This window comes from Natrinema amylolyticum, assembly GCF_020515625.1.
Classification (GTDB): Archaea; Halobacteriota; Halobacteria; order Halobacteriales; family Natrialbaceae; genus Natrinema; species Natrinema amylolyticum.
This window is the reverse complement of the sequence record NZ_JAIWPJ010000001.1, coordinates 1,870,426-1,890,427: the sequence shown is the minus strand read 5'-3', so window position 1 is coordinate 1,890,427 and position 20,002 is coordinate 1,870,426. Positions and strand designations below refer to the sequence as shown.

The following is a 20,002-nucleotide window of genomic DNA, read 5'->3' as shown; positions in this document are numbered from 1 at the left end:
TGGGGACGAAAGAATTGCCGGCCACGAGGACGAGCGGAATACCGGCTCGTCCGGATCGGCGTCGATCGTTGATACTCGAGTCGCACTCGACGGGGAATCGCTCGTCCCGCTTCGGCATACCCGACACCCTTGAATTCCCGACGACTACCCGCCTCTCGCAGGTCCGTCTCTCACAGCGAACTCGAGGAACGGGGAGCGTCCGTCGGAACGGTCACGTCCCCGATCTCGAAGCGGGCACCGCCGCCGTCGCGGTCGCGCGCGGTGACGGTCCAGTCGTGGGCCTCGGCGATCTGCTCGACGATCGCCAGACCGAACCCGGTACCGTCTTCGACCGTCGTATAGCCGAATTCGAACAGCGACTCGCGGTCGGCCGGCAGTCCCGGCCCGGTATCCTCGACGTAAAACCCGCCCGAATGAGGAGAGTCGTCGGCCGACTGGTGGGTCCCGTCGATCGTGCCGATCGTAACGACCAGCGGATCAGCGTCGTCGCCTCCGCCGCCATCGGTTCCGTGCTCCACGGCGTTTCGGAACAGGTTCTCGAGCAATTCCCGTACCCGGGACTCGTCGCCGTAGATCTCGGCGGCGGTGTCGATCTCGAGGCGGGCACCGGTGCTTTCGACGGTCGCCCACGCTTCGCGAGCCACCGATGGGAGGGACAGTCGCTCCTGCTCGCCGATCATCTTCCCCTGACGGGCCAGTTGCAAGAGCCCGTCGACGAGTTCCGTCATTCGCGACAGCGACCACCGGAGTTCGTCGACGTGTTGGTCGTCGAGTCGCTCGTCGAGCATGTCGAGATGCCCGTGGGCGACGTTCAGTGGGTTCCGCAGATCGTGGCTCACGAGGCTGGCGAACTCCTCGAGTCGCTCGTTCTGGCGCTCGAGTTCGCGCCGGTAGCGCTGTTGCTGGGTGATATCTCGGAGCGCGTGGACCGTCCCGGCGAACTCGCCGTCCTCGAGCGGAAGGAGCTTCGTGTGAACGTCGTAGATTCGCTCGTCACCGGTGGCCGGGCGAAATCGGACGTTGTACGTGGCCGTCTCGCAGTCGTTGTCCGAGGACAGGAGTGTCCGGACGTTCTCGACATACTGGTCGGTCGATGCGTCCCGATAGTAGCCGCGGTCGACGAGTTTCGGAAACTCGATCCCGAGGAGTTCGTCCGTGCTCTCCTCGAAGCCGGACGCGTATTCGTCGTTCGCCCAGACGAGGGTGGCGTCCGCGTCGAGTACGAACAGGCCGAAGGGCGCGGTCTCGAGGATCGTCTCGTACTCCGAGAGTTCGCGTTCGCGCTCCTTGCGGCTCGTGATCTCCCGAACGACGCCGACCGAGCCGGCGAACGAACCGTCGTCGTCGACCAGCGGCGTGACGTTCGTCTCGCTGATCCGCCGATTCCCGTCACCGGTTTCGAACGCGGATTCGAAGCGCGATCCGTCGGTCGGATCCGCCTCGAGTGCGCCTCGGAGCGCATCGGTCGCCCGCTCGACCGTTTCCTCGGTAAAGAGGGCCTCGGCGGACGATCCGAGCAACTCGTCTCGATCGTCGCCCACGCAGTCGACCATCGCGTCGTTGACCGCCGTGATCGACCCGGTCTCATCGAGCGCGTACATGGGATCGGCGGCGTTCTCGACCAGCGTCCGGTATCGCTCGAGTCGGCGGTCGGTCTCGGCTCGAGCGCGTTCGGCACGGCGTTTCTCGACGGCGTTCTCGATTCGATTCGCGAGGATCGTGGACTGCGCGCTTTCGGACAGCTTTCTCTTTCGCACGTAGTCGGTGATCCCCGCCTCGATAGCGTCAGTCGCGATCGCGCCCGGCTCCGTCCCGGTGACGAGGAAAAACGGAACCGCCGGATCGCGGTCGCGGACCGCGTCGAAGAACTCGAGTCCGTCCATCCTGGGCATGTCGTAGTCGCTCAGAATACAGTCAACGTCGCTGCCACTCCCGCCGTCGAGAATCGTCAGTCCCTCGCGACCGCCGTCGGCGGTCGTCACGTCGAACGCCTCGCTCGTTCGCTCGAGAACCGTCGCTACCAGTTCGCACGTGTCCGGGTCGTCGTCAACGTACAAGACGTGAATCCCCGGGGCCATCGGATACGCTACGTTCCGCCCCCACCGTATAATAGTATGTGGCCGTCGCACAGACGGTTGGGATACCCACGCAGGCTCCCTCAGTTCCGCACTGCTTTTGAGGCTTGGGTGGGTATGTTCCCTCGAATGATCTCGAAGGGCTGTGAGCAGTGCGCGAAAGGTGGCAAGATGGTGCTGTTCGTCTACGGATACTGCGACCAGCGCGACTGCTTTTACTGCCCGCTCGGTGAGAACCGCAAGAACGTCACGGACATCTACGCCAACGAACGACTCGTCGAGAGCGACGAGGACGTGCTGACCGAAGCCCACCGGATGGACGCGCTGGGCACCTCGATCACCGGCGGCGAACCCCAGGAAGCGCTCGGGCGGACCTGTCACTACCTCGAGCTTCTCAAAGACGAGTTCGGTGAGGACCACCACACCCACCTCTACACCGGCATCACCGGCGGCCGCGAGAACATGCGCCGCCTCTCCGAGGCCGGGCTCGACGAGATTCGCTTCCACCCGCCCTACGAACAATGGGGCGACCTCCACGGCACCGAGTGGGAGGAGATCCTCCACATCGCCCGCGAGGAGGGGCTGACCCCTGCCTTCGAAATTCCCGGCATCCGCGCCGAGGAGGAGTTCCTCGAGTTCTTGGACGAGGGCGCGGCCGAGTTCTGTAACGTCAACGAGTTCGAGATGAGCGACGGGAACTACCGCCGGATGCAAGAACAGGGGTACGAACTCAAGGAAGACCACATGAGCGCCGTCGACGGCTCCCGCGAGGAGATCCTCGACGTGATGGGCGATCACGAGAAGGTCTACTTCTGTACCTCCGTGTTCAAAGACGCGGCCCAACACCGCCGTCGCCTCAAACGGATGGCACGAAACATCCGCCGCGAGTTCGACGACGTCACCGACGACGGCACGCTCGTCTACGGCAAGACCCGCGCTGACCCCGAGGAGTTCGACGCTCTCGGCGTCCCCGAGGAGTTCTACACCGTCAAGACCGACCACGTCGAGGTCGCCTGGTGGCTCTTAGAGGAGATGATCGAGGACGGCGACCTCGAGGACGGCGAGATCGTCGAGCAGTATCCGACCTACGACGGACAGGTCGTCGAGCGGACGCCGCTGGCGTAAGTCGGTTGACCGTGAGTAAGCGAAGGACCGGCGAGGACGACGCTCTCGCAGGAGAGATTTTTGGAGAGGGTAAGTAGCGCGGGATCTTCGGTCCCGCGGACCGTTCGCACGGTTACCCGCGCGAAGACGGGAATCGGACGGGTGACGATTTTTGTATAGTATAACGATCCTCCCGCGGCGTACAACGTTCGAAAGCGGCCGTTTCAAACCGGTTCCGTTCCGTCCATCGGCGAACGAGCTGCGATCGCTTATTCGGGTTGTAATAATGACGATCAGTCCGGTACGTCGGAGTACGATGCAATTCCGAACCGTCGCTGTCATCGCTGTCGCACTGCTCGTGGCACTCTCCGGGTGTAGCGCCCTCGGGGGATCACAAGCGGATGAGCCGTCGAGCGAGAGTGATACAGAGTCACTGACTGAAAACGAAACGGGAACGAACGGCTCCGACGACGGGGAAACCGAGCCCGACGACACTGTCGACTCGAACGGAACCGAGGACGATGCGAACACTGACGACGGAAATTCGAACACTGACGATGGAGACGCGAACACTGACGACGGATCCGTCGAAGACGACACCGCGAACGCGGAGTGGACTCCACCGGAGGAACCGAACCGGAAAGACGGTGGGGGGCTCGAAGACAAGCGCGAAGACCGGATCGAATCCGTCGAGTTCGTCGACAAAACGCCCGCGGAACGCGGCGACGGCTACTCGAACTTCAATCTCGAGGTCACCGCCAACACCAGCATGGAGAACGTCGATCCGCCGGAACACGGCGACGTGATCGGCGAACCGTACTTCTTCGTCAAGATCAACGAGGACGAGCAGAAACTCGTCGAGCGCACTGGACAGGTTCGCATGGACGAGAACGGGACGTATCACATCGACGTTCGGCCGGCCGGTATCGAAGAGTTCGGCGCGGGCCCACTGACCGTCGAGGTCTTCCTGATGGACGAGGACAAGGAGTGGGACGATATCTACGACTCCGTGGGCAGGGAAATCCAGTACAACCCGGACGGGAGCGCTGACGGCTCGAATTCGACCACCGACGAATCGGAACCGAGCGAGAACTAGTCGACGGCCACGTGATCGAGCGTGTAGTGCGCGAAAATCAATCGACCTCGGTCGGATCGACGCCCGGTAAGGTGATGAGGTTCTCCCGACCGATTCGGAGCTTCTCGATCTCGTCGTCGTCGGCCATCTTCGAGAGCAACTGGGACACCTTGGCGTTCGACCACCCGGTCTCAGAGACGATCGAGCCCTGTTTCATCCGACCGCCGTTTTCTTTGAGTAGTCGCAGGACGCGTTCCTCGTCGCTCAACAGTTCGGGGTCGATCTCGTCTTCGACCGGTTCCTCGAACTCGAGGTGGGTCCCCCTGCCGGGGTCGCCAGCGGCGGCCGAGTCGGCCGTCGGGGGCGTGTCCGCTTCGGAACCGTCGTTTCCGTTGGTCGTGGCGGTCTCGCCGTCGTCGACGCCCCCGTCGCGATCGAGTCTCGTGGCGATCTCGAGCGACGAAAGCCGGTCGGACGAGACGGGGATCTCGAGACCCCGCCGCGTGAGCAGATATGCCACGGCACCGACGATAATCACGAGGCCCAGCACGGCAGCGAGCAGCCATCCGCCGCCCGGAAAGCGGGGTGACTGCGAAGCCGGACCAGCGCCCGCCAGAATGGTGATCTGGAGTCCGTTCTCGTCGAACTCGTGGGGACCGTCCCAGACGAGCGCACCGTTTTCCGTCCCCGTCGGCGCATCGACGAAGCCGTAGTTTGACGGCGGCTTGATGACGAGCCGCTGACCGGAACTCACCGTCCGAAGCATCGTCCAGTCATCGCTCTGGAACGAATCACCGACGTGAATCCGGTCGCCGTCGACGACGGCGAAGTTCGTCCACGTAAACGTGTACGAGATGACGCCGATCCGAACGGGCTCTCCGTCCGACGGCTGGTCGTTCTCGCGCTCGCGCTCCTCGATTCGGGATTCGCCCCATCCTTCGTTCTCGATGGCCATCTCGCGGCCGGTCGACTCGGCCGCGAGACTCGCGTACCGCGTGAACAACCGAGGGTCGTACCGGACGTCTCGCTGACCCGAGACGACCGCATCGGCGTACTCGGAGAACGTGTCGGCCTCCGTCTCGTTCGTTATGCGGAATCGGCTCTCGATCGTCCATTCCGCGTTCCCGGTATCAGTGACTCGAATCCTGATGACCTGCCGAGTATCGGGTCGCTCGAGCGGCGGCGGAGCCGCCGCGGACGAGACGGCGTTCGACGGCTCGATGACGGCGGTGGACGGCGAGGGCGCTGGTGGGGACCGCTCGGCCGTCGGCTGGGACTGTCCCGACGGTGTGGCGGCCACTGCCCCCAGCGTGGTTGTAGCAAGGAGGACCGTGAGGGCGAGTGTGGCGGCAGTGGACATCCGCATGCGTACCAATCGGTGGTTTCCCGGGGGAAAAAACACTTTCCATCGGAAAATAAAACGTTACTGACGGCCGTAAACGGTTTACTGGCCCGTGAGAGTCTCGTTAAAAGCGGTAATGACGCTTCATTGGGAGACGACCAGCTTTTGTATCAAGAGGCCGTACGGTGCGGCGATGAACAACGCGACCCCTGTCCTCCTCGCGTTGCTTCTCGTCCTCTCCCTGCCCGCGATAACGATCGTCGCGGCGGGGCCTGCCGACGGGAGTAACAGCGTCGCCGAGACGGTTCGTCTGCAAGAGTCCCCCTCGCAAACGGCGCCGACGCCGGTCGACAACTCGACCAACAGGCTCCAACTCAGCGGCGAGGTCAGAAGCGAGTACACCGAGTACGGATCGGACCTCGGAATGGCGCTGACGAGCGCGGACGACCGACTCCGAGTCGACCACGACAAGTATACCATCGTCGACAGTGAGTTCGACAGTGCGACGGACGAGGAACGTGCAGCGATGATTCAGGCGGGCTACGAGCGACTCAGCCAACGGATAACCGAACTCGAGCAACGCGAACGGAACGCGACGAGAGCACACGCGGCCGGCGAGCGTTCGTCGACGGCATTCCTTCAGGCGCTGTTACGAAACCACAACGAGGCGGCGATGCTGTCGCGTGACCTCGAGGACCTGGAGGATCGAGCGGATCAGGTGCCGGGATATTCGCTGTCGGGAAGCGAGACGCGTGCCGATAAAAAGACGCTCGACTACCACCGAACGTCGATCCGAGCGACTCTCAGCCGACTGTCCGAACGGCCGACCGGCAACGTTCATCGCGATGTCGTCGTCTCGACCTCACAGACCGGCTATAGCGTCGCAGTGATGGACGGCAGTCAGTACGTCGTCGAAACGAGCCGGTTCGATAACCGCGACGAAACGGCACCGGATCGGTTCGAGAGCGGCGAGGCGTACGATCACATCTCCGAACTCTACCCGTGGGCGAGCCAGTTCGGCCCGTCATTCCAGGATAACAGTCCCGGCTACTACTGGGCGGAAGTGGGGCACGATCACGGCCGCCTCGAGTTCTACTTCGACAGCGGAACGGGAGACGTCTACCGCGAGGTTCAGGAACTATCCGTCTCGTCGCTTCCCACCGAGGAGAGCGAGACTTGGATCAGCAACGAACTCGAGATAACGACCGCTGAGACGGCCGCGAGCGGGCCGGTGAAAGTAACGGTGACCGACGCGGGGACCGGCGAGCCGGTCCAGGCGACCGTCACGGTCAACGGCGTCGAGGTCGGACAGACCGATGAGGACGGGACCCGCTGGATCGCTCGGCCGCTCGGCGACGGAAGGATTACGGCGGAAACGGAGTCCGGAAGCGTCGAGGCGAGGATGTCGGACCGCTCCTGAGGCGAGATATCGGTAGCGGACGACAGATGACCCGAACCGGTCGGCGGGGATTCGCCGATTACGACCTGAGATTTTTACGGGAGAGCGCGCCCAGAGCGGGCCGTGAACGGAACTCGGGACCGTCGCGACACGCGGACGGCAGTGTCGAGGGACGAACGCGCCGTCAGTCCGATCATCGGCGTCGTCCTGTTGCTAGCGCTCACCGTCGCGCTCGCGGCGGTCGTCGCCGTCGGTGCCGGCGCGTTGTCGCTCGAGTCGCCCGGACCGACGGCGACCTTCGCGCTCTCGGCCGACGGCGATCGCTCGGCGATCGAGATCGAGCACGTCGCCGGTGATCGCATCGACGTCGAGTCGCTGTCGGTGACGATCGCGGTAAACGGGCGGGAACTGAGCGAACAGCCACCGGTTCCGTTCGTCGGTGCGAGCGGGTTCGATGGTACGCCGGACGGCCCGTTCAATTCGAGAGCTGATTCGGACTGGTCAACGGGAGAACGGGCCGGCCTCTCGGTCGCCGACACCAACGCACCGACGCTCGCGGCCGGTGATTCGGTCACCGTGACGCTCGCCGTCGACGGACGACGGATCGGAGAACTCGAGACGACGGCGACCTGAAACGGTGGCTCCTTCCGTTACCGCTCTCGAGGCGTGGCCGACGATCGACGATTATTCGGGCGCGCGTCCGATCGTCGTGATGGCGACCTCGGGGTCGTAAGACGGTCCCATAAACGCGTGTTTGACGTCTTCGAAGCCGGCGGTCTTGAACATCTGATCGGCCTCGTACTCGTCGTAAAAGAGCATGATGGAGTCGGCCAGCAGCTGACTGACGACGTTGTCGGGATAGTTCGGGCCGACGACGAGCACCTGCCCGCCGGGTTTGAGAACGCGGCGGAACTCCCGGAGCGCGAGGATCGGATCGGGCCAGTACTCGATCGAGCCCGACGACCAGACGATGTCGAACGTGTCCGTCGCGAACGGGAGGCGTTCGGCGTCGCCGCGGTGGAAGTGGACCGGTGGCGCCCGTTTCCCGAGCTTTTCGTAGGCCTGTTCGAGCTGGTGTTCGCTCTGATCGAGGGCGTACACCTCGTCGACGTGCTCGAGCAGGCCCTCGGTCGCGAAGCCGGTCCCGCAGCCGACGTCGAGGACCGTCATGTCGTCCTCGATATCGAGCAGGGAGAGGGCCTCGGTGCGCATCTCCTCGGTCCAGATGAAGGGGTTCACCTGATCGTAGACCCGCGAGAGGTACTTGTAGAACAGTCGGGCGCGGGCCTTGTTCTCGAGAAGTCCCATTAGCGACGAGTTTCGGTCCGACCGGCATATGTCTACTGTTCCCGTGTCCTGGCCGAGGGAGTAAGACGTGATTATCGGCCGTTTGCCACCGGTTCGTACTGAGCCACTTTCGCAACTACCATATACGCGCTCTGGCAAACGTCCGACTGCTTAGAGTATGCCGAGGCCAGAGGTTCTCGAACGAATTAAGTCGGCGGAAGACGAGGCCGACGAGATCGTCGCATTGGCAGAGAACGACCGCGACGAGCGAATAGCCGAGGCCCGGGAACGTGCCGAGGAGATTCGCACGGAAGCGGAACAGGAGGCGCAGGAGTTGAAGGAGCGCCGTCTGGAGGAAGCTCGCGAGGAGATCGATGCGGAATGCGAGCGGGTCCTCGAAGAAGGCGAACAGGAGCGCGAGGAACTCGCCGAGCGCGCCCGGAGGCGGGTCGACGACGTGACCGACCAGGTCGTCGAACTGTTCCAGGAGGACGTCCATGCTCAGACCTGAGCGAATGAGCAAGGTCTCGGTGACCGGTTCGCGGGGCGTCATGCCCACGGTCATCGAGACGGTTCACGAGCTGAGTCTGGTGCATCTGTCGGACTACGACGGCTCCTGGGAGGGGTTCGACAACGGCAACCCCATGGAGGGTGCCGACGACGCCTCCGAGAAGCTGGTCACCGTCCGCGCCCTCGAGAGCACCCTGGAGCTGTCGGCCGACGAGGCCGAGCCGGGGCGGCTCGAGGACGACTGGGAAGCGCGGCTCGAGGAGATCCGAACGCGGGTCAACGAACTCGATGACCGGCACAGTGAGGTCAACAACGAACTGCGGGAAATCAACGAAAAGATCGACCGCGTCGCTCCGTTCGCGGCGCTCGGTATCGACCTCGACCTGCTGTCGGGGTACGAGACGGTCGACGTCCTCGTCGGTGAGGGTCCCCTCGACGACGTCGAGGCGGCCGTCGCCGCGTCCGACGACATTCGGGCGTTCGAGACGTTCACCGGCGGCGACGTCGTAGCTATCGTGGCCGCGCCGACCGAGGACGCCGACGAAGCGCCGATCGACGACGCACTGGTCGGCGTCGAGTTTACCCGCTACGAGGTGCCCGACACCGAGCAGAGTCCCGAGGAGTACGTTTCCGATCTCGAGAACCGGAAACGGGAACTCGAGACTCAGCTCGACGAGATCGACACCGAACTCGACGAGATCAAACGGGAGGAAGCGAGTTTCCTCCTGCGAGTCGAAGAAGAGCTGACGATCGAGGTCCAGCAGGCGGAAGCGCCGCTGCAGTTCGCGACGACGGAACACGCCTTCGTCGCGGAGGGCTGGATCCCGACCGCCGAGTACGACCGGCTCGTCGCCACCCTGGAAGACGCCGTCGGCGACAGCGTCGAGGTCGAAGAGCTCGAGCGGGCGGACTACGACCGGCACGGCGCACACTCCCATACGGAAGAGGTCCAGAAGGGAACGCCCGCCGGAGCAGACGAAGAAGACGAAGGCGCTGCCGAGGCGGACGAGCAGCAACAGAAGGCGGTCACGGACGGTGGCTCGACCGTGACGATGGACGACGAGCCGCCAGTGGTCCAGAACAACCCGTCCATCGCCAAACCGTTCGAGCTGCTGGTGCAGGCGGTCAACCGACCGAAGTACAGCGAACTGGATCCGACGATCTTCCTGTTCCTGACGTTCCCGCTGTTCTTTGGATTCATGATCGGTGACGTCGGTTACGGGATCATGTACGTGGCCATCGGGGCCTACATGGCGACGCAGTTCGACAGCAAGGGCGTCACCAGTCTCGGCGGCGTCGCCATCTGGGCGGGCCTGTTCACGATCCTCTTCGGGATCGTGTACGGCGAAATCTTCGGCCTGCACGTGCTCGGAGAAGTGCTCTGGCACGACATGCTGCACGTCGAGCTACTGCCACTCAATAAGGGCCTCGAGCCGGCGGCCGCCGACTTCGCCCTCGGCTGGATGGTCGTCAGCGTGCTGGCCGGGATTCTCCACCTCAACATCGGGTACATCCTGGACTTCTACGAGAATCTCAGCCACGGCGTCAAGGACGCCCTCTTCCACAGCGGCTCGTGGCTCCTGATGCTCAACGGCATCTGGATCTGGATCTTCTCGCAGCAGGGATACGATCCCCAGAATCCCGAGGAGAGCAGCAAACCGTCGTTCCTGTTCGATACGTTCTCGAGCGAGGGACCGTTCCCGATCGGATTCTCCGGGTTCCCGGAGTGGGGACTCTTTACGATTCCAGGGATCGACATCCTGATCACGGCACCGCTGCTCGTCTTCCTGATCGGGCTCGTCATGCTGATCGTCAGCGAGCCCGTCGAAGCAGTTGAAGCGCTCGACGTCGTCGTCAACGTCTTCTCGTACACCCGGATGGGCGCAGTGTTGCTCGCGAAGGCCGGCATGGCCTTCGTGGTCAACCTGCTGTTCTTCGGCGGATACGAGGATCCCGACGGCGCGTTCCACTTCCTTCGAAATCACGAACCGAGCTACGTCGCCGAACACTACGGCGAGGGTGCCGAAGTTATCTTCGGCGGCCTCATGCATTCGGGGACCGCAGCTCTTATCGGTGGACTTGTTATTCTCGTACTCGGACACATCGTCGTGTTAGTGCTTGGCGTGACAAGCGCCGGCTTACAGGCTGTGCGCCTCGAGTACGTCGAATTCTTTAACAAGTTTTATGAAGGCGGTGGGGAGAACTACGAACCGTTCGGAACCGATCGAAATCACAGCGAGAATTAGTCAAACATGATGGACCTAGCACTTCAGCTCACGGACGTTGTACTGCAATCAGGAGAAGGCGCGGCTCAGGGTGGACCGACTCTCAATGACGCGGGTGCCGCGGCAATCGCCGTCGGTCTCGCCGCACTCGCAGCAGGATACGCCGAACGTGGTATCGGCGCAGCAGCCGTCGGCGCGATCGCCGAGGACGACGACATGTTCGTTCCGGGCCTGATCATGACCGTCCTTCCGGAGACGCTCGTGATCCTTGCGCTGGTCGTCGTCTTCATCGTCGGATAACCACACCCCCTTTCTCTCACCAATGAGTTTGGACACAGTCGTAGAAGACATTCGAGAAGAAGCCCACGCGCGTGCGGAGGACATCCGCTCTGAGGGCGAGACGCGCGCCGAGGAGATCGAATCGGCAGCCGAGGCCGACGCCGAGGAGATCCTCGCCGACGCGGAGGCCGAGGTCGAGCGCGAAATCGACCAGCTCCGCGAACAGCGCCTCTCCAGTGCGAAACTGGAGGCGAAACAACAGCGACTGGAGGCCCGCCGCGACGTGCTCGGGGAGGTCCGCGAGGCAGTCGAGGACGAACTCGCATCCCTCGAGGGCGACACCCGCGAAGACCTCACTCGCGACCTGCTCGAAGCCGCGAGCGACGAGTTCGACGAAGGCAACGACGTCTCCGTCTACGGTCGGAGCGACGACCGGGAGCTGCTCGAGTCGATCCTCGACGACTACGACGGCTACGAGTACGCGGGCGAGTTCGACTGCCTCGGCGGCGTCGTCGTCGAGAGCGAGCAGTCCCGCGTCCGAGTCAACAACACGTTCGACTCGGTGCTCGAGGACGTATGGGAGGACAACCTTCAGCAGATCAGCAACCGACTCTTCGAGCAATGAGCGCAGGTGCCTCGAATCCGGAATACGTGAACGCTCGCGTTCGGTCGCGCCGAGCCTCGCTGTTCTCGGACGAAGACTACCGCAAGCTGATCCGGATGGGGCCGAGCGAGATCGCGCGGTTCATGGAAGAGACGGAGTACGAACGCGAGATCAACGAGCTCGGAACGCGGTTCTCTGGCGTCGACTTGATCGAGTACGCCCTGAACCGCAACCTCGCGAAGCACTTCGACGATCTGTTAGACTGGTCGCAGGGGCGGCTCTACGACCTAATCGCCCGCTACCTGCGGAAGTTCGACGTCTGGAACCTGAAGACGATCATCCGCGGGATCTACACCGACACCGATCCCGAAGACATCCAGACCGACCTCATCCGCGCCGGCGAACTCGAGGATCGGACGATCGACCGGCTGCTCGAGGCCGACGAGATCGAGGACGCGATCGAAGTGCTGTACGGGACGAGCTACTACGAGCCACTGACGGTCGCCTACGAGGAGTTCGAGGAGACCGGTGCGCTCGTTCCGCTCGAAAACGCGCTCGACCGAGAGTTCTACGAGAACCTGCTCGCGGACCTCGGCCGGCCCCAGGAGGGACCGGAAGCGAAGTACGTCGAGTTTCTCGAGGCCGAGATCGACTTCCGGAACGCCCGGAACGCGCTGCGACTCGCACGCAGTGGTGCCGACCTCGATCCCGCGACCTACTACATCGACGGCGGCGTCCTGTTCGACGCGTCGGATCTCAACCGGCTCGTCGGCGACTACGACGCGCTCGTCGACCACATCGCCGACAGCAGACGCTACGGCGACCGACTCTCGAGTGCACTGGGTCGGCTGCGCGATGCTGACAGCCTTATCCAGTTCGAGCACGCACTAGACGCTGCGTTGCTCGAGTACGCGGACACGCTCTCGAGCATCTATCCGGCCTCGGTCTCGGCCGTGTTGTCGTACATCCTCGCGAAGGAACGCGAGGTCGAGAACATCCGCGCTATCGCGCGCGGTCGCGAGGTCGGACTCGACGAAAACGAGATCGAAGAGGAGCTGGTGATCCTATGAGCCAGGAAATCGCAGTCGTCGGCAGTCCGGAGTTCACCACCGGCTTCCGTCTCGCGGGCGTCCGTCGGTTCGAGAACGTCCCGGACGACGAGAAAGACGAACGGCTGGACGACGCTGCAACGGCAGCCCTCGAGGACGAGGGCGTCGGAATCGTCGTCATGCACGACGACGACCTCGAGCACCTGTCGCGAAACGTCCGCCAGGAAGTCGAGACGAGCGTCGAGCCGGTCGTCGTCACGATCGGGAGCGGAACCGGTGGCGGCGGACTGCGCGACCAGATCAAACGCGCGATCGGGATCGACCTGATGGACGAGGACGAAGACAGCTAAACTATGAGCCAGGCAGAAGACATCGAATCCGTCGACGAAGACGGTGTAATCGAAAGCGTGAGCGGTCCCGTCGTGACCGCCACGGACCTCGACGCCCGGATGAACGACGTCGTCTACGTCGGCGACGAAGGACTGATGGGCGAGGTCATCGAGATCGAAGGGAACCTGACCACCATTCAGGTGTACGAGGAAACCTCCGGCGTCGGCCCGGGCGAGCCCGTCCAGAACACGGGCGAGCCCCTGAGCGTCGACCTCGGACCGGGCATGATGGACTCCATCTACGACGGCGTCCAGCGCCCCCTCGACGTCCTCGAGGACAAGATGGGGACCGCGTTCCTCGACCGCGGGGTCGACGCCCCTGGGATCGACCTCGAGAAAAAGTGGGAGTTCTCCCCCGAGGTCGAAACGGGCGATACCGTCGAACCCGGCGACATCGTCGGGATCGTCGAGGAGACCGTCACCATCGACCACAAGGTCATGGTACCCCCGGACTACGAGGGTGGCGAAGTCACCACCATCGGGGACGGCGAGTTCACGGTCGAGGAGACCGTCGTCGAACTCGACAACGGCGAAGAGATCCAGATGCACCAAGAGTGGCCGGTCCGCGAAGCCCGGCCCGCCGGTGACAAGGAGACGCCGACCGAGCCGCTGGTGACGGGCCAGCGCGTCCAGGACGGCCTCTTCCCGCTCGCGAAGGGCGGGACGGCGGCGATTCCCGGTCCGTTCGGCTCCGGGAAGACCGTCACCCAGCAGCAACTCGCCAAGTGGTCCGACGCGGACATCGTCGTCTACATCGGCTGCGGCGAGCGCGGTAACGAGATGACCGAGGTCATCGAGGACTTCCCGGAACTGCCGGACCCACAGACCGGGAACCCGCTGATGGCCCGGACCTGCCTCATCGCAAACACGTCGAACATGCCCGTCGCGGCCCGCGAATCCTGTATCTACACGGGAATCACGATCGCGGAGTACTACCGCGACATGGGCTACGACGTCGCGCTGATGGCCGACTCCACCTCGCGGTGGGCAGAGGCCATGCGGGAGATCTCGAGCCGACTCGAGGAGATGCCCGGCGAGGAGGGATACCCCGCATATCTGGCGGCTGCGCTCTCGGAGTTCTACGAGCGCGCCGGCAAGTTCCAGCTGATGAACGGCGGCGAAGGGTCGATTTCGGTCGTCGGGGCGGTTTCCCCGCCGGGCGGCGACTTCTCCGAGCCGGTCACCCAGAACACGCTGCGTATCGTCAAGACGTTCTGGGCGCTGGACGCCGACCTCGCGGAACGTCGGCACTTCCCCTCGATCAACTGGAACGAGTCCTACTCGCTGTACAAGGACCAGCTCGACCCGTGGTGGGAGAGCAACGTCGCCGGCGACTGGGCGGAGACCCGCCAGTGGGCGGTCGACGTGTTAGACGAGGAGGACGAACTCCAGGAGATCGTTCAGCTCGTCGGGAAGGACGCGCTGCCGGAGGACCAGCAGCTCACCATGGAGGTCGCACGCTACATCCGTGAGGCTTGGCTCCAGCAGAACGCGCTCCACGACGTCGACACCTACTGCGAACCCGAGAAGACCTACCGGATGCTCGAGGCCATCAAGACGTTCAACGACGAGGCCTTCGAGGCGCTGGAGGCCGGCGTCCCGGTCGAGGAGATTCAGGACGTCGACGCCGCCCCGCGACTCAACCGGATGGGCACGGCCGAGGAGTGGGACGAGTTCATCGACGAGATCGAGAGCGACCTCGCAGACCAACTGCGCGCACTGTACTAACAATGAAAGAGTACCAGACAATCACGGAAATCAGCGGTCCGCTGGTGTTCGCCGAGGTCGACGAACCGGTCGGCTACGACGAGATCGTCGAGATCGAGACCGAGGACGGGCGAACGCTGCGCGGCCAGGTGCTGGAATCGAGCGAAGGGATCGTCTCGATCCAGGTGTTCGAAGGCACGGGCGGGATCGACCGCAACGCCTCCGTTCGCTTCCTGGGCGAGACGATGAAGATGCCCGTCACCGAGGATCTGCTCGGACGGGTGCTCGACGGCTCCGGGAACCCGATCGACGGCGGTCCGGAGATCGTCCCCGACGAACGGCAAGACATCGTCGGGAAAGCGATCAACCCCTACTCCCGGGAGTACCCCGAGGAGTTCATCCAGACCGGCGTCTCCGCCATCGACGGCATGAACACGCTGGTCCGGGGCCAGAAGCTCCCGATCTTCTCCGGTTCGGGACTGCCCCACAACGAACTCGCGCTCCAGATCGCGCGACAGGCGACGGTGCCAGAGGAAGACGAATCGGGCGAGGACTCGGAGTTCGCCGTCATCTTCGGTGCGATGGGAATCACCGCCGAAGAGGCCAACGAGTTCATGGACGACTTCGAGCGCACCGGCGCGCTCGAGCGCTCGGTCGTCTTCATGAACCTCGCGGACGACCCCGCAGTCGAGCGGCAGGTCACGCCGCGACTCGCGCTCACCACGGCCGAGTACCTGGCCTTCGAGAAGGACTACCACGTGCTGGTCATCCTGACGGACATGACCAACTACTGTGAGGCGCTGCGAGAGATCGGTGCCGCACGTGAAGAGGTCCCGGGCCGACGTGGCTACCCCGGATACATGTACACCGACCTGGCGCAGCTCTACGAGCGCGCGGGTCGAATCGAGGGCAAGGAGGGGTCGGTCACGCAGATCCCGATCCTGACGATGCCCGGCGACGACGACACGCACCCGATTCCGGACCTGACCGGCTACATTACCGAGGGCCAGATCATGATGGATCGGGACCTCAACAGTCAGGGGATCGAGCCGCCGGTCAACGTCCTGCCCAGCCTCTCCCGGCTGATGGACGACGGGATCGGCGAGGGCCTGACCCGCGGCGACCACGGCGACGTCTCCGACCAGATGTACGCCGCGTACGCAGAGGGTGAGGACCTGCGCGACCTCGTGAACATTGTCGGTCGTGAAGCGCTCTCCGAGCGTGACAATAAGTTCCTCGACTTCGCCGACCGCTTCGAAGCGGAGTTCGTCCAGCAGGGGTACGACACCAACCGCTCGATCGACGACACGCTCGAGCTCGGCTGGGACCTGCTCTCGGATCTGCCGAAGACGGAGCTCAACCGCATCGACGAGGAGCTCATCGAGGAGCACTACCGCGAGGACGAGACGGCCGAAGCCGTGCAGGCCGACTGACCGTCGCGGATCGCTCACTTTCAGTTTTTGCTGTTCGTTCAGGTGACCTATTCCGACTCGCCGACACCTCGAGCGCCGGCCATCTCAGAACAGTGAACGAGTGAATGAGTTATAAATATTTGAATTCTATTGTATTTAATACTGTAAAAAGACGAAAACAAATATGCAAGGAATACACCGTCTATTGGTAATGCCTGACCCAGCAGTCGCTCTTTGTATCGGTGTTCTCTGTGGGATCATGTTACATATTTACGATTTTGTTTTATCATCATGTGTTGAAACTCACATAAATGAGCGTATTATAACCGTTCTAAATATACTGGTTATCGGTGGTGGGTCAGGAGTGATGGTCTGGCTAACAGACAGCTATTTCTCATCGTTCGTATACGGTCTCGCCGGAGTCGTCCTCGTGCTTATTGTAGTTGTTATCGGTCAGCGATGGTGAACAGCTTAGCTGGCCATGGAGTAAAGGCGTTCAACTCGAGGAACTATCAGTAAATGCAACAAATCGAAACAACCGTATGCTCCGCTAATGAATCCTGGTATGTATGCACAAACCATTGCTCGTGCCGGAGTTCCTCGATCGGGCGCGAACGCACTACGGCGACGACGAGGCGGTGGTTGCCACCACGGGGGAACGGTTCACGTACGACGAACTCGGCGAACGCGCCGATCGGTTTTCGGCGGCGCTGCAGGAGCGCGGCATCGAGAAGGGTGACCGGGTCGCCGTGCTCGATCCGAATACCCATTACCATCTCGAGGCCGCCTACGGAATCATGCAGATCGGCGCGGTCCACACGCCGCTGAACTACCGGCTCACGCCCGACGACTTCGAATACATTCTGTCGGACGCGGGCGTCGACGCGATCTACGCCGACTACGACTTCGCCGACAGGATCGAGGAAATTCGCGACGAGGTCCCGACGGAGACGTTCATCACGAACGACGCCGACGCCGTCGACGGTGACTGGGAAAGCTTCGACGGCGTGCTCGAGGACGCTGGTACCGAGTACGACCGCCCCGAGATGGCGGAAGACGAGATCATCACGATCAACTACACCTCGGGGACGACGGGGGATCCGAAGGGCGTCTGTCGCACCCATCGCTGCGAGACGATCCACGCCTACCTGCTGGTCGCTCATCAGGAGATCACCGACGACGATGTCTACCTGTGGACGCTGCCGATGTTCCACGCCAACGGCTGGGGGCACATCTTCGCGGTGACGGGGATCGGCGCGAAACACGTTTGCACGCGCGGGGTCGACGCCGCGGCCATCTTCGAGGCCGTGCGTTCGGAGGACGTTTCCTACATGTGCGGTGCGCCGACGGTGTTGAATATGCTGATCGATTACTACGAGGAGCGCGCTGCCCCAGAGGGGCAGCGAGGCGAAGGCGGTGAAACCGCCGGAGCGAACGAGCCGGAGACGACCGGCGACGCGGCCGTTCGGCTGGCGACCGCGGGCAGCGCGCCGCCGGAGGCGACCATCCGGACCGTCGAGGACGAGTTCGGCTGGTACCTGAAACACGTCTACGGGGCGACCGAGACGGGGCCGCTGATCACGACCTCCGACGCCCGCCGACACTTCGAGGACGACAGCGACGACCGGTTCCGGATCAAGAAACGGCAGGGACTGGCCTATCTCGGGACCGAAATCCGCGTCGTCGACGAGGACGGCGAGGACGTCCCGCGCGACGACGAAACCCTCGGCGAGGTCGTCGTCCGGGGCAACCAGATCATGAAGAAGTACTGGGAGAAGCCGGAGGCGACCGAAGAGGCCTTTTCCGACCGCGTCGAGGGCTACTACCACACCGGCGACCTCGCGACGATCGACGAGAACGGCATGATCGCGATTCAGGACCGGAAGAAGGACATTATCATCTCGGGCGGCGAGAACATCTCGAGCATCGAACTCGAGGACACGCTCTTCGACCACCCCGAGGTGTCGGACGTGGCGGTCATCCCCTCGCCCAGCGACGAGTGGGGCGAGACGCCGAAGGCGTTCGTCGTCCCGGCCAGCGGCGACCCCGACGATCCGGGCGTGACCGAGAGCGACCTCGAGGCCTTCACTCGCGAGAACCTCGCGGGCTACAAGACCGTCCGACGGATCGAGTTCGTCGAGGAACTGCCGACGACCGCGACGGGGAAGGTTCAGAAGTACGAACTCCGGCAGGAGGAGTGGGGTGACGAAGAGCGGATGGTCGGACAGGGATAGGGACGCCGACGGCCGTCCTGTCGAGAGTCGCGACGACCGGACCGTCCGTTTCCGCTGTTCGAGGGTCCCACGAACCGATCGGGTCCGCTCTGATGTGCTATATAGGTTAGTGTTCTGAACATAGCAACGGATTAGTGTGTTTTGACGGCTTGCTCAGGTATGTCCGAACCGACAGGGACGACGCGACGATCGGTGCTCACGAGTGGCGCGACCGCGGGGACGCTCGCGGTCGCGGGCTGTCTGAGCGATTTCACCGGAGGGGGAAGCGGTCAGACGTACACCGTCGGACACGGCGACCACGAGATGGACGTCGACGCCGGGGCGTTCCCCGAAGAACTGCACATCTACTGCGTCCAGACCGGGTGGTCGAACTGGGGGGCCGTCATGGAGGCGTTCGAAGACGAGTACGGGGTTTCGCTGTACGACGCACAGGGTTCGTCGGGCGAGGCGCTCGAGGACATGCGGGCGAACGCGCGGAACCCGACGCATTCGGCGTACAACGGGGGCTACTCGTTCGGTCTCGAGGCGATGAGCGACGACCTGACGGCCGAGTACAAGCCGGAGAACTGGGACGTGGTGCCCGACGACCTCAAAACGGACGACGGGCACGTGACCGCGACCCGCCAGATGACGACATCGGTAACCTACCGGACGGACGTCTACGAGGAGCGGGGTCTCGACGCGCCCGAGACGTGGGAGGACCTGAAACACCCCGATATCGCGAAGGATCTGGCCTTTACGCCGCCGCATACAGCCAACGGACAGGCCTCCGCGCTGTCGGTCAACAGGGCCTACGGCGGTGATCTGGACGACCTCGATCCCGTCATCGAGTACCACGAGGAGATCGCCGAGCACGGCGCCGACTTCCGGCGCAACGTCGAGGGGCCGATGACGAGCGGCGAGATCTCGACGGTCGTCGAGTACGATTACACGGGTCTGAACCTGAAGTACAACAACGACGAGTTCGACGAGGACCAGATCGACGTGGCGGTCCTCCCCGGGCCCGACGGCGAGCCGGGCGCGATGAACGTCCCCTACGGCTACGCCCTCCTCCGGAACGCGCCCAACCCCGAGGCGGCGAAGCTGTTCATGGACTTCGTGCTGACCGAAGACTGCCAGGAGCTGTTCTTCGACGCCTACGTCCGTCCGATCCGGGCTGACGAACTCGACCAGCCCGACGAGTTTCCGGCCCAGTCGGCCTACGACGAGGCACAGTTCACCGTCGATCAGGAGGAACTCGTCTCGAAGCAGGCGGACATCCAGGACGAACTCGTCGAGCGAACCCCCCTGCAGGGGGCCCAGTGAGACCGC

18 protein-coding genes are annotated in these 20,002 nt (G+C 63.4%); 15 read left to right on the top strand and 3 right to left on the bottom strand.

Features of this window, described 5'->3' with window-relative positions:
- Positions 1-170: 170 nt before the first annotated feature.
- Complete coding sequence (locus LDH66_RS09260; RefSeq protein WP_226480767.1) at positions 171-2,078, bottom strand: PAS domain S-box protein; 1,908 nt, start codon at positions 2,076-2,078, stop codon at positions 171-173.
- Between the two features lie 126 nt (positions 2,079-2,204).
- Between LDH66_RS09260 and LDH66_RS09255 the strand changes: the two genes are divergently transcribed.
- On the top strand, positions 2,205-3,200 hold the full coding sequence (locus LDH66_RS09255; RefSeq protein WP_226480766.1) for a radical SAM protein: 996 nt from the start codon (positions 2,205-2,207) through the stop codon (positions 3,198-3,200).
- Between the two features lie 295 nt (positions 3,201-3,495).
- Entirely contained in the window at positions 3,496-4,275 is a 780-nt protein-coding gene (locus LDH66_RS09250; RefSeq protein WP_226480765.1) for a hypothetical protein, read from the top strand.
- A 37-nt stretch (positions 4,276-4,312) separates the two neighbouring features.
- Here LDH66_RS09250 and LDH66_RS09245 read toward each other — a convergent pair whose 3' ends face one another.
- Positions 4,313-5,620 (bottom strand): DUF7345 domain-containing protein, encoded by a 1,308-nt coding sequence (locus LDH66_RS09245; RefSeq protein ID WP_226480764.1) that lies wholly within the window; start codon positions 5,618-5,620, stop codon positions 4,313-4,315.
- Positions 5,621-5,789: 169 nt separating this feature from the next.
- On the opposite strand from LDH66_RS09245, the gene LDH66_RS09240 reads away from it, so the two are divergent.
- Both LDH66_RS09240 and LDH66_RS09235 read left to right on the top strand, forming a co-directional pair.
- A complete protein-coding gene (locus LDH66_RS09240; RefSeq protein ID WP_425492912.1) occupies positions 5,790-7,016 on the top strand; it encodes a DUF7096 domain-containing protein in 1,227 nt (408 codons plus the stop codon).
- 102 nt (positions 7,017-7,118) lie between these two features.
- Positions 7,119-7,628, top strand: coding sequence for a type IV pilin domain-containing protein (locus LDH66_RS09235; protein WP_226480762.1), 510 nt, complete (start codon positions 7,119-7,121; stop codon positions 7,626-7,628).
- A gap of 51 nt (positions 7,629-7,679) precedes the next feature.
- On the opposite strand, the gene LDH66_RS09230 is transcribed toward LDH66_RS09235, so the two are convergent.
- Positions 7,680-8,303, bottom strand: a complete 624-nt coding sequence (locus LDH66_RS09230) for a methyltransferase domain-containing protein (protein ID WP_226480761.1) — start codon at positions 8,301-8,303, stop codon at positions 7,680-7,682.
- 157 nt (positions 8,304-8,460) lie between these two features.
- Here LDH66_RS09230 and ahaH point away from each other — a divergent pair, with 157 nt between their 5' ends.
- The 11 genes from ahaH (at position 8,461) to LDH66_RS09175 (ending at position 19,996) form a co-directional block, all read left to right on the top strand.
- Positions 8,461-8,793 carry an ATP synthase archaeal subunit H gene (gene ahaH, locus LDH66_RS09225; RefSeq protein WP_226480760.1) on the top strand — a complete coding sequence of 111 codons (333 nt, stop codon included), beginning with the start codon at positions 8,461-8,463 and terminating at the stop codon, positions 8,791-8,793.
- Complete coding sequence (locus tag LDH66_RS09220; RefSeq protein ID WP_226480759.1) at positions 8,780-11,038, top strand: V-type ATP synthase subunit I; 2,259 nt, start codon at positions 8,780-8,782, stop codon at positions 11,036-11,038. The genes ahaH and LDH66_RS09220 overlap by 14 nt, the downstream gene beginning before the upstream one ends.
- A 9-nt stretch (positions 11,039-11,047) precedes the next feature.
- Entirely contained in the window at positions 11,048-11,317 is a 270-nt protein-coding gene (locus tag LDH66_RS09215; RefSeq protein WP_425492911.1) for a hypothetical protein, read from the top strand.
- Between the two features lie 22 nt (positions 11,318-11,339).
- Positions 11,340-11,921, top strand: a complete 582-nt coding sequence (locus LDH66_RS09210) for a V-type ATP synthase subunit E (RefSeq protein ID WP_226480758.1) — start codon at positions 11,340-11,342, stop codon at positions 11,919-11,921.
- Positions 11,918-12,970: a V-type ATP synthase subunit C gene (locus LDH66_RS09205; RefSeq protein ID WP_226480757.1), complete on the top strand. Its 1,053-nt coding sequence runs from the start codon at positions 11,918-11,920 to the stop codon at positions 12,968-12,970. Before LDH66_RS09210 ends, LDH66_RS09205 begins: the two co-directional genes overlap by 4 nt.
- Complete coding sequence (locus tag LDH66_RS09200) at positions 12,967-13,299, top strand: V-type ATP synthase subunit F (protein WP_207271565.1); 333 nt, start codon at positions 12,967-12,969, stop codon at positions 13,297-13,299. The genes LDH66_RS09205 and LDH66_RS09200 overlap by 4 nt, the downstream gene beginning before the upstream one ends.
- A 3-nt stretch (positions 13,300-13,302) precedes the next feature.
- Positions 13,303-15,066, top strand: a complete 1,764-nt coding sequence (locus LDH66_RS09195; protein ID WP_226480756.1) for an ATP synthase subunit A — start codon at positions 13,303-13,305, stop codon at positions 15,064-15,066.
- A 2-nt stretch (positions 15,067-15,068) separates the two neighbouring features.
- Positions 15,069-16,478, top strand: a complete 1,410-nt coding sequence (locus LDH66_RS09190) for an ATP synthase subunit B (protein WP_226480755.1) — start codon at positions 15,069-15,071, stop codon at positions 16,476-16,478.
- A 190-nt stretch (positions 16,479-16,668) separates the two neighbouring features.
- Positions 16,669-16,923, top strand: a complete 255-nt coding sequence (locus LDH66_RS09185) for a hypothetical protein (protein WP_226480754.1) — start codon at positions 16,669-16,671, stop codon at positions 16,921-16,923.
- Positions 16,924-17,026: 103 nt separating this feature from the next.
- Complete coding sequence (locus tag LDH66_RS09180) at positions 17,027-18,691, top strand: AMP-binding protein (RefSeq protein ID WP_226480753.1); 1,665 nt, start codon at positions 17,027-17,029, stop codon at positions 18,689-18,691.
- A gap of 159 nt (positions 18,692-18,850) precedes the next feature.
- A complete protein-coding gene (locus LDH66_RS09175; protein ID WP_226480752.1) occupies positions 18,851-19,996 on the top strand; it encodes an extracellular solute-binding protein in 1,146 nt (381 codons plus the stop codon).
- Positions 19,997-20,002: the final 6 nt, after the last annotated feature.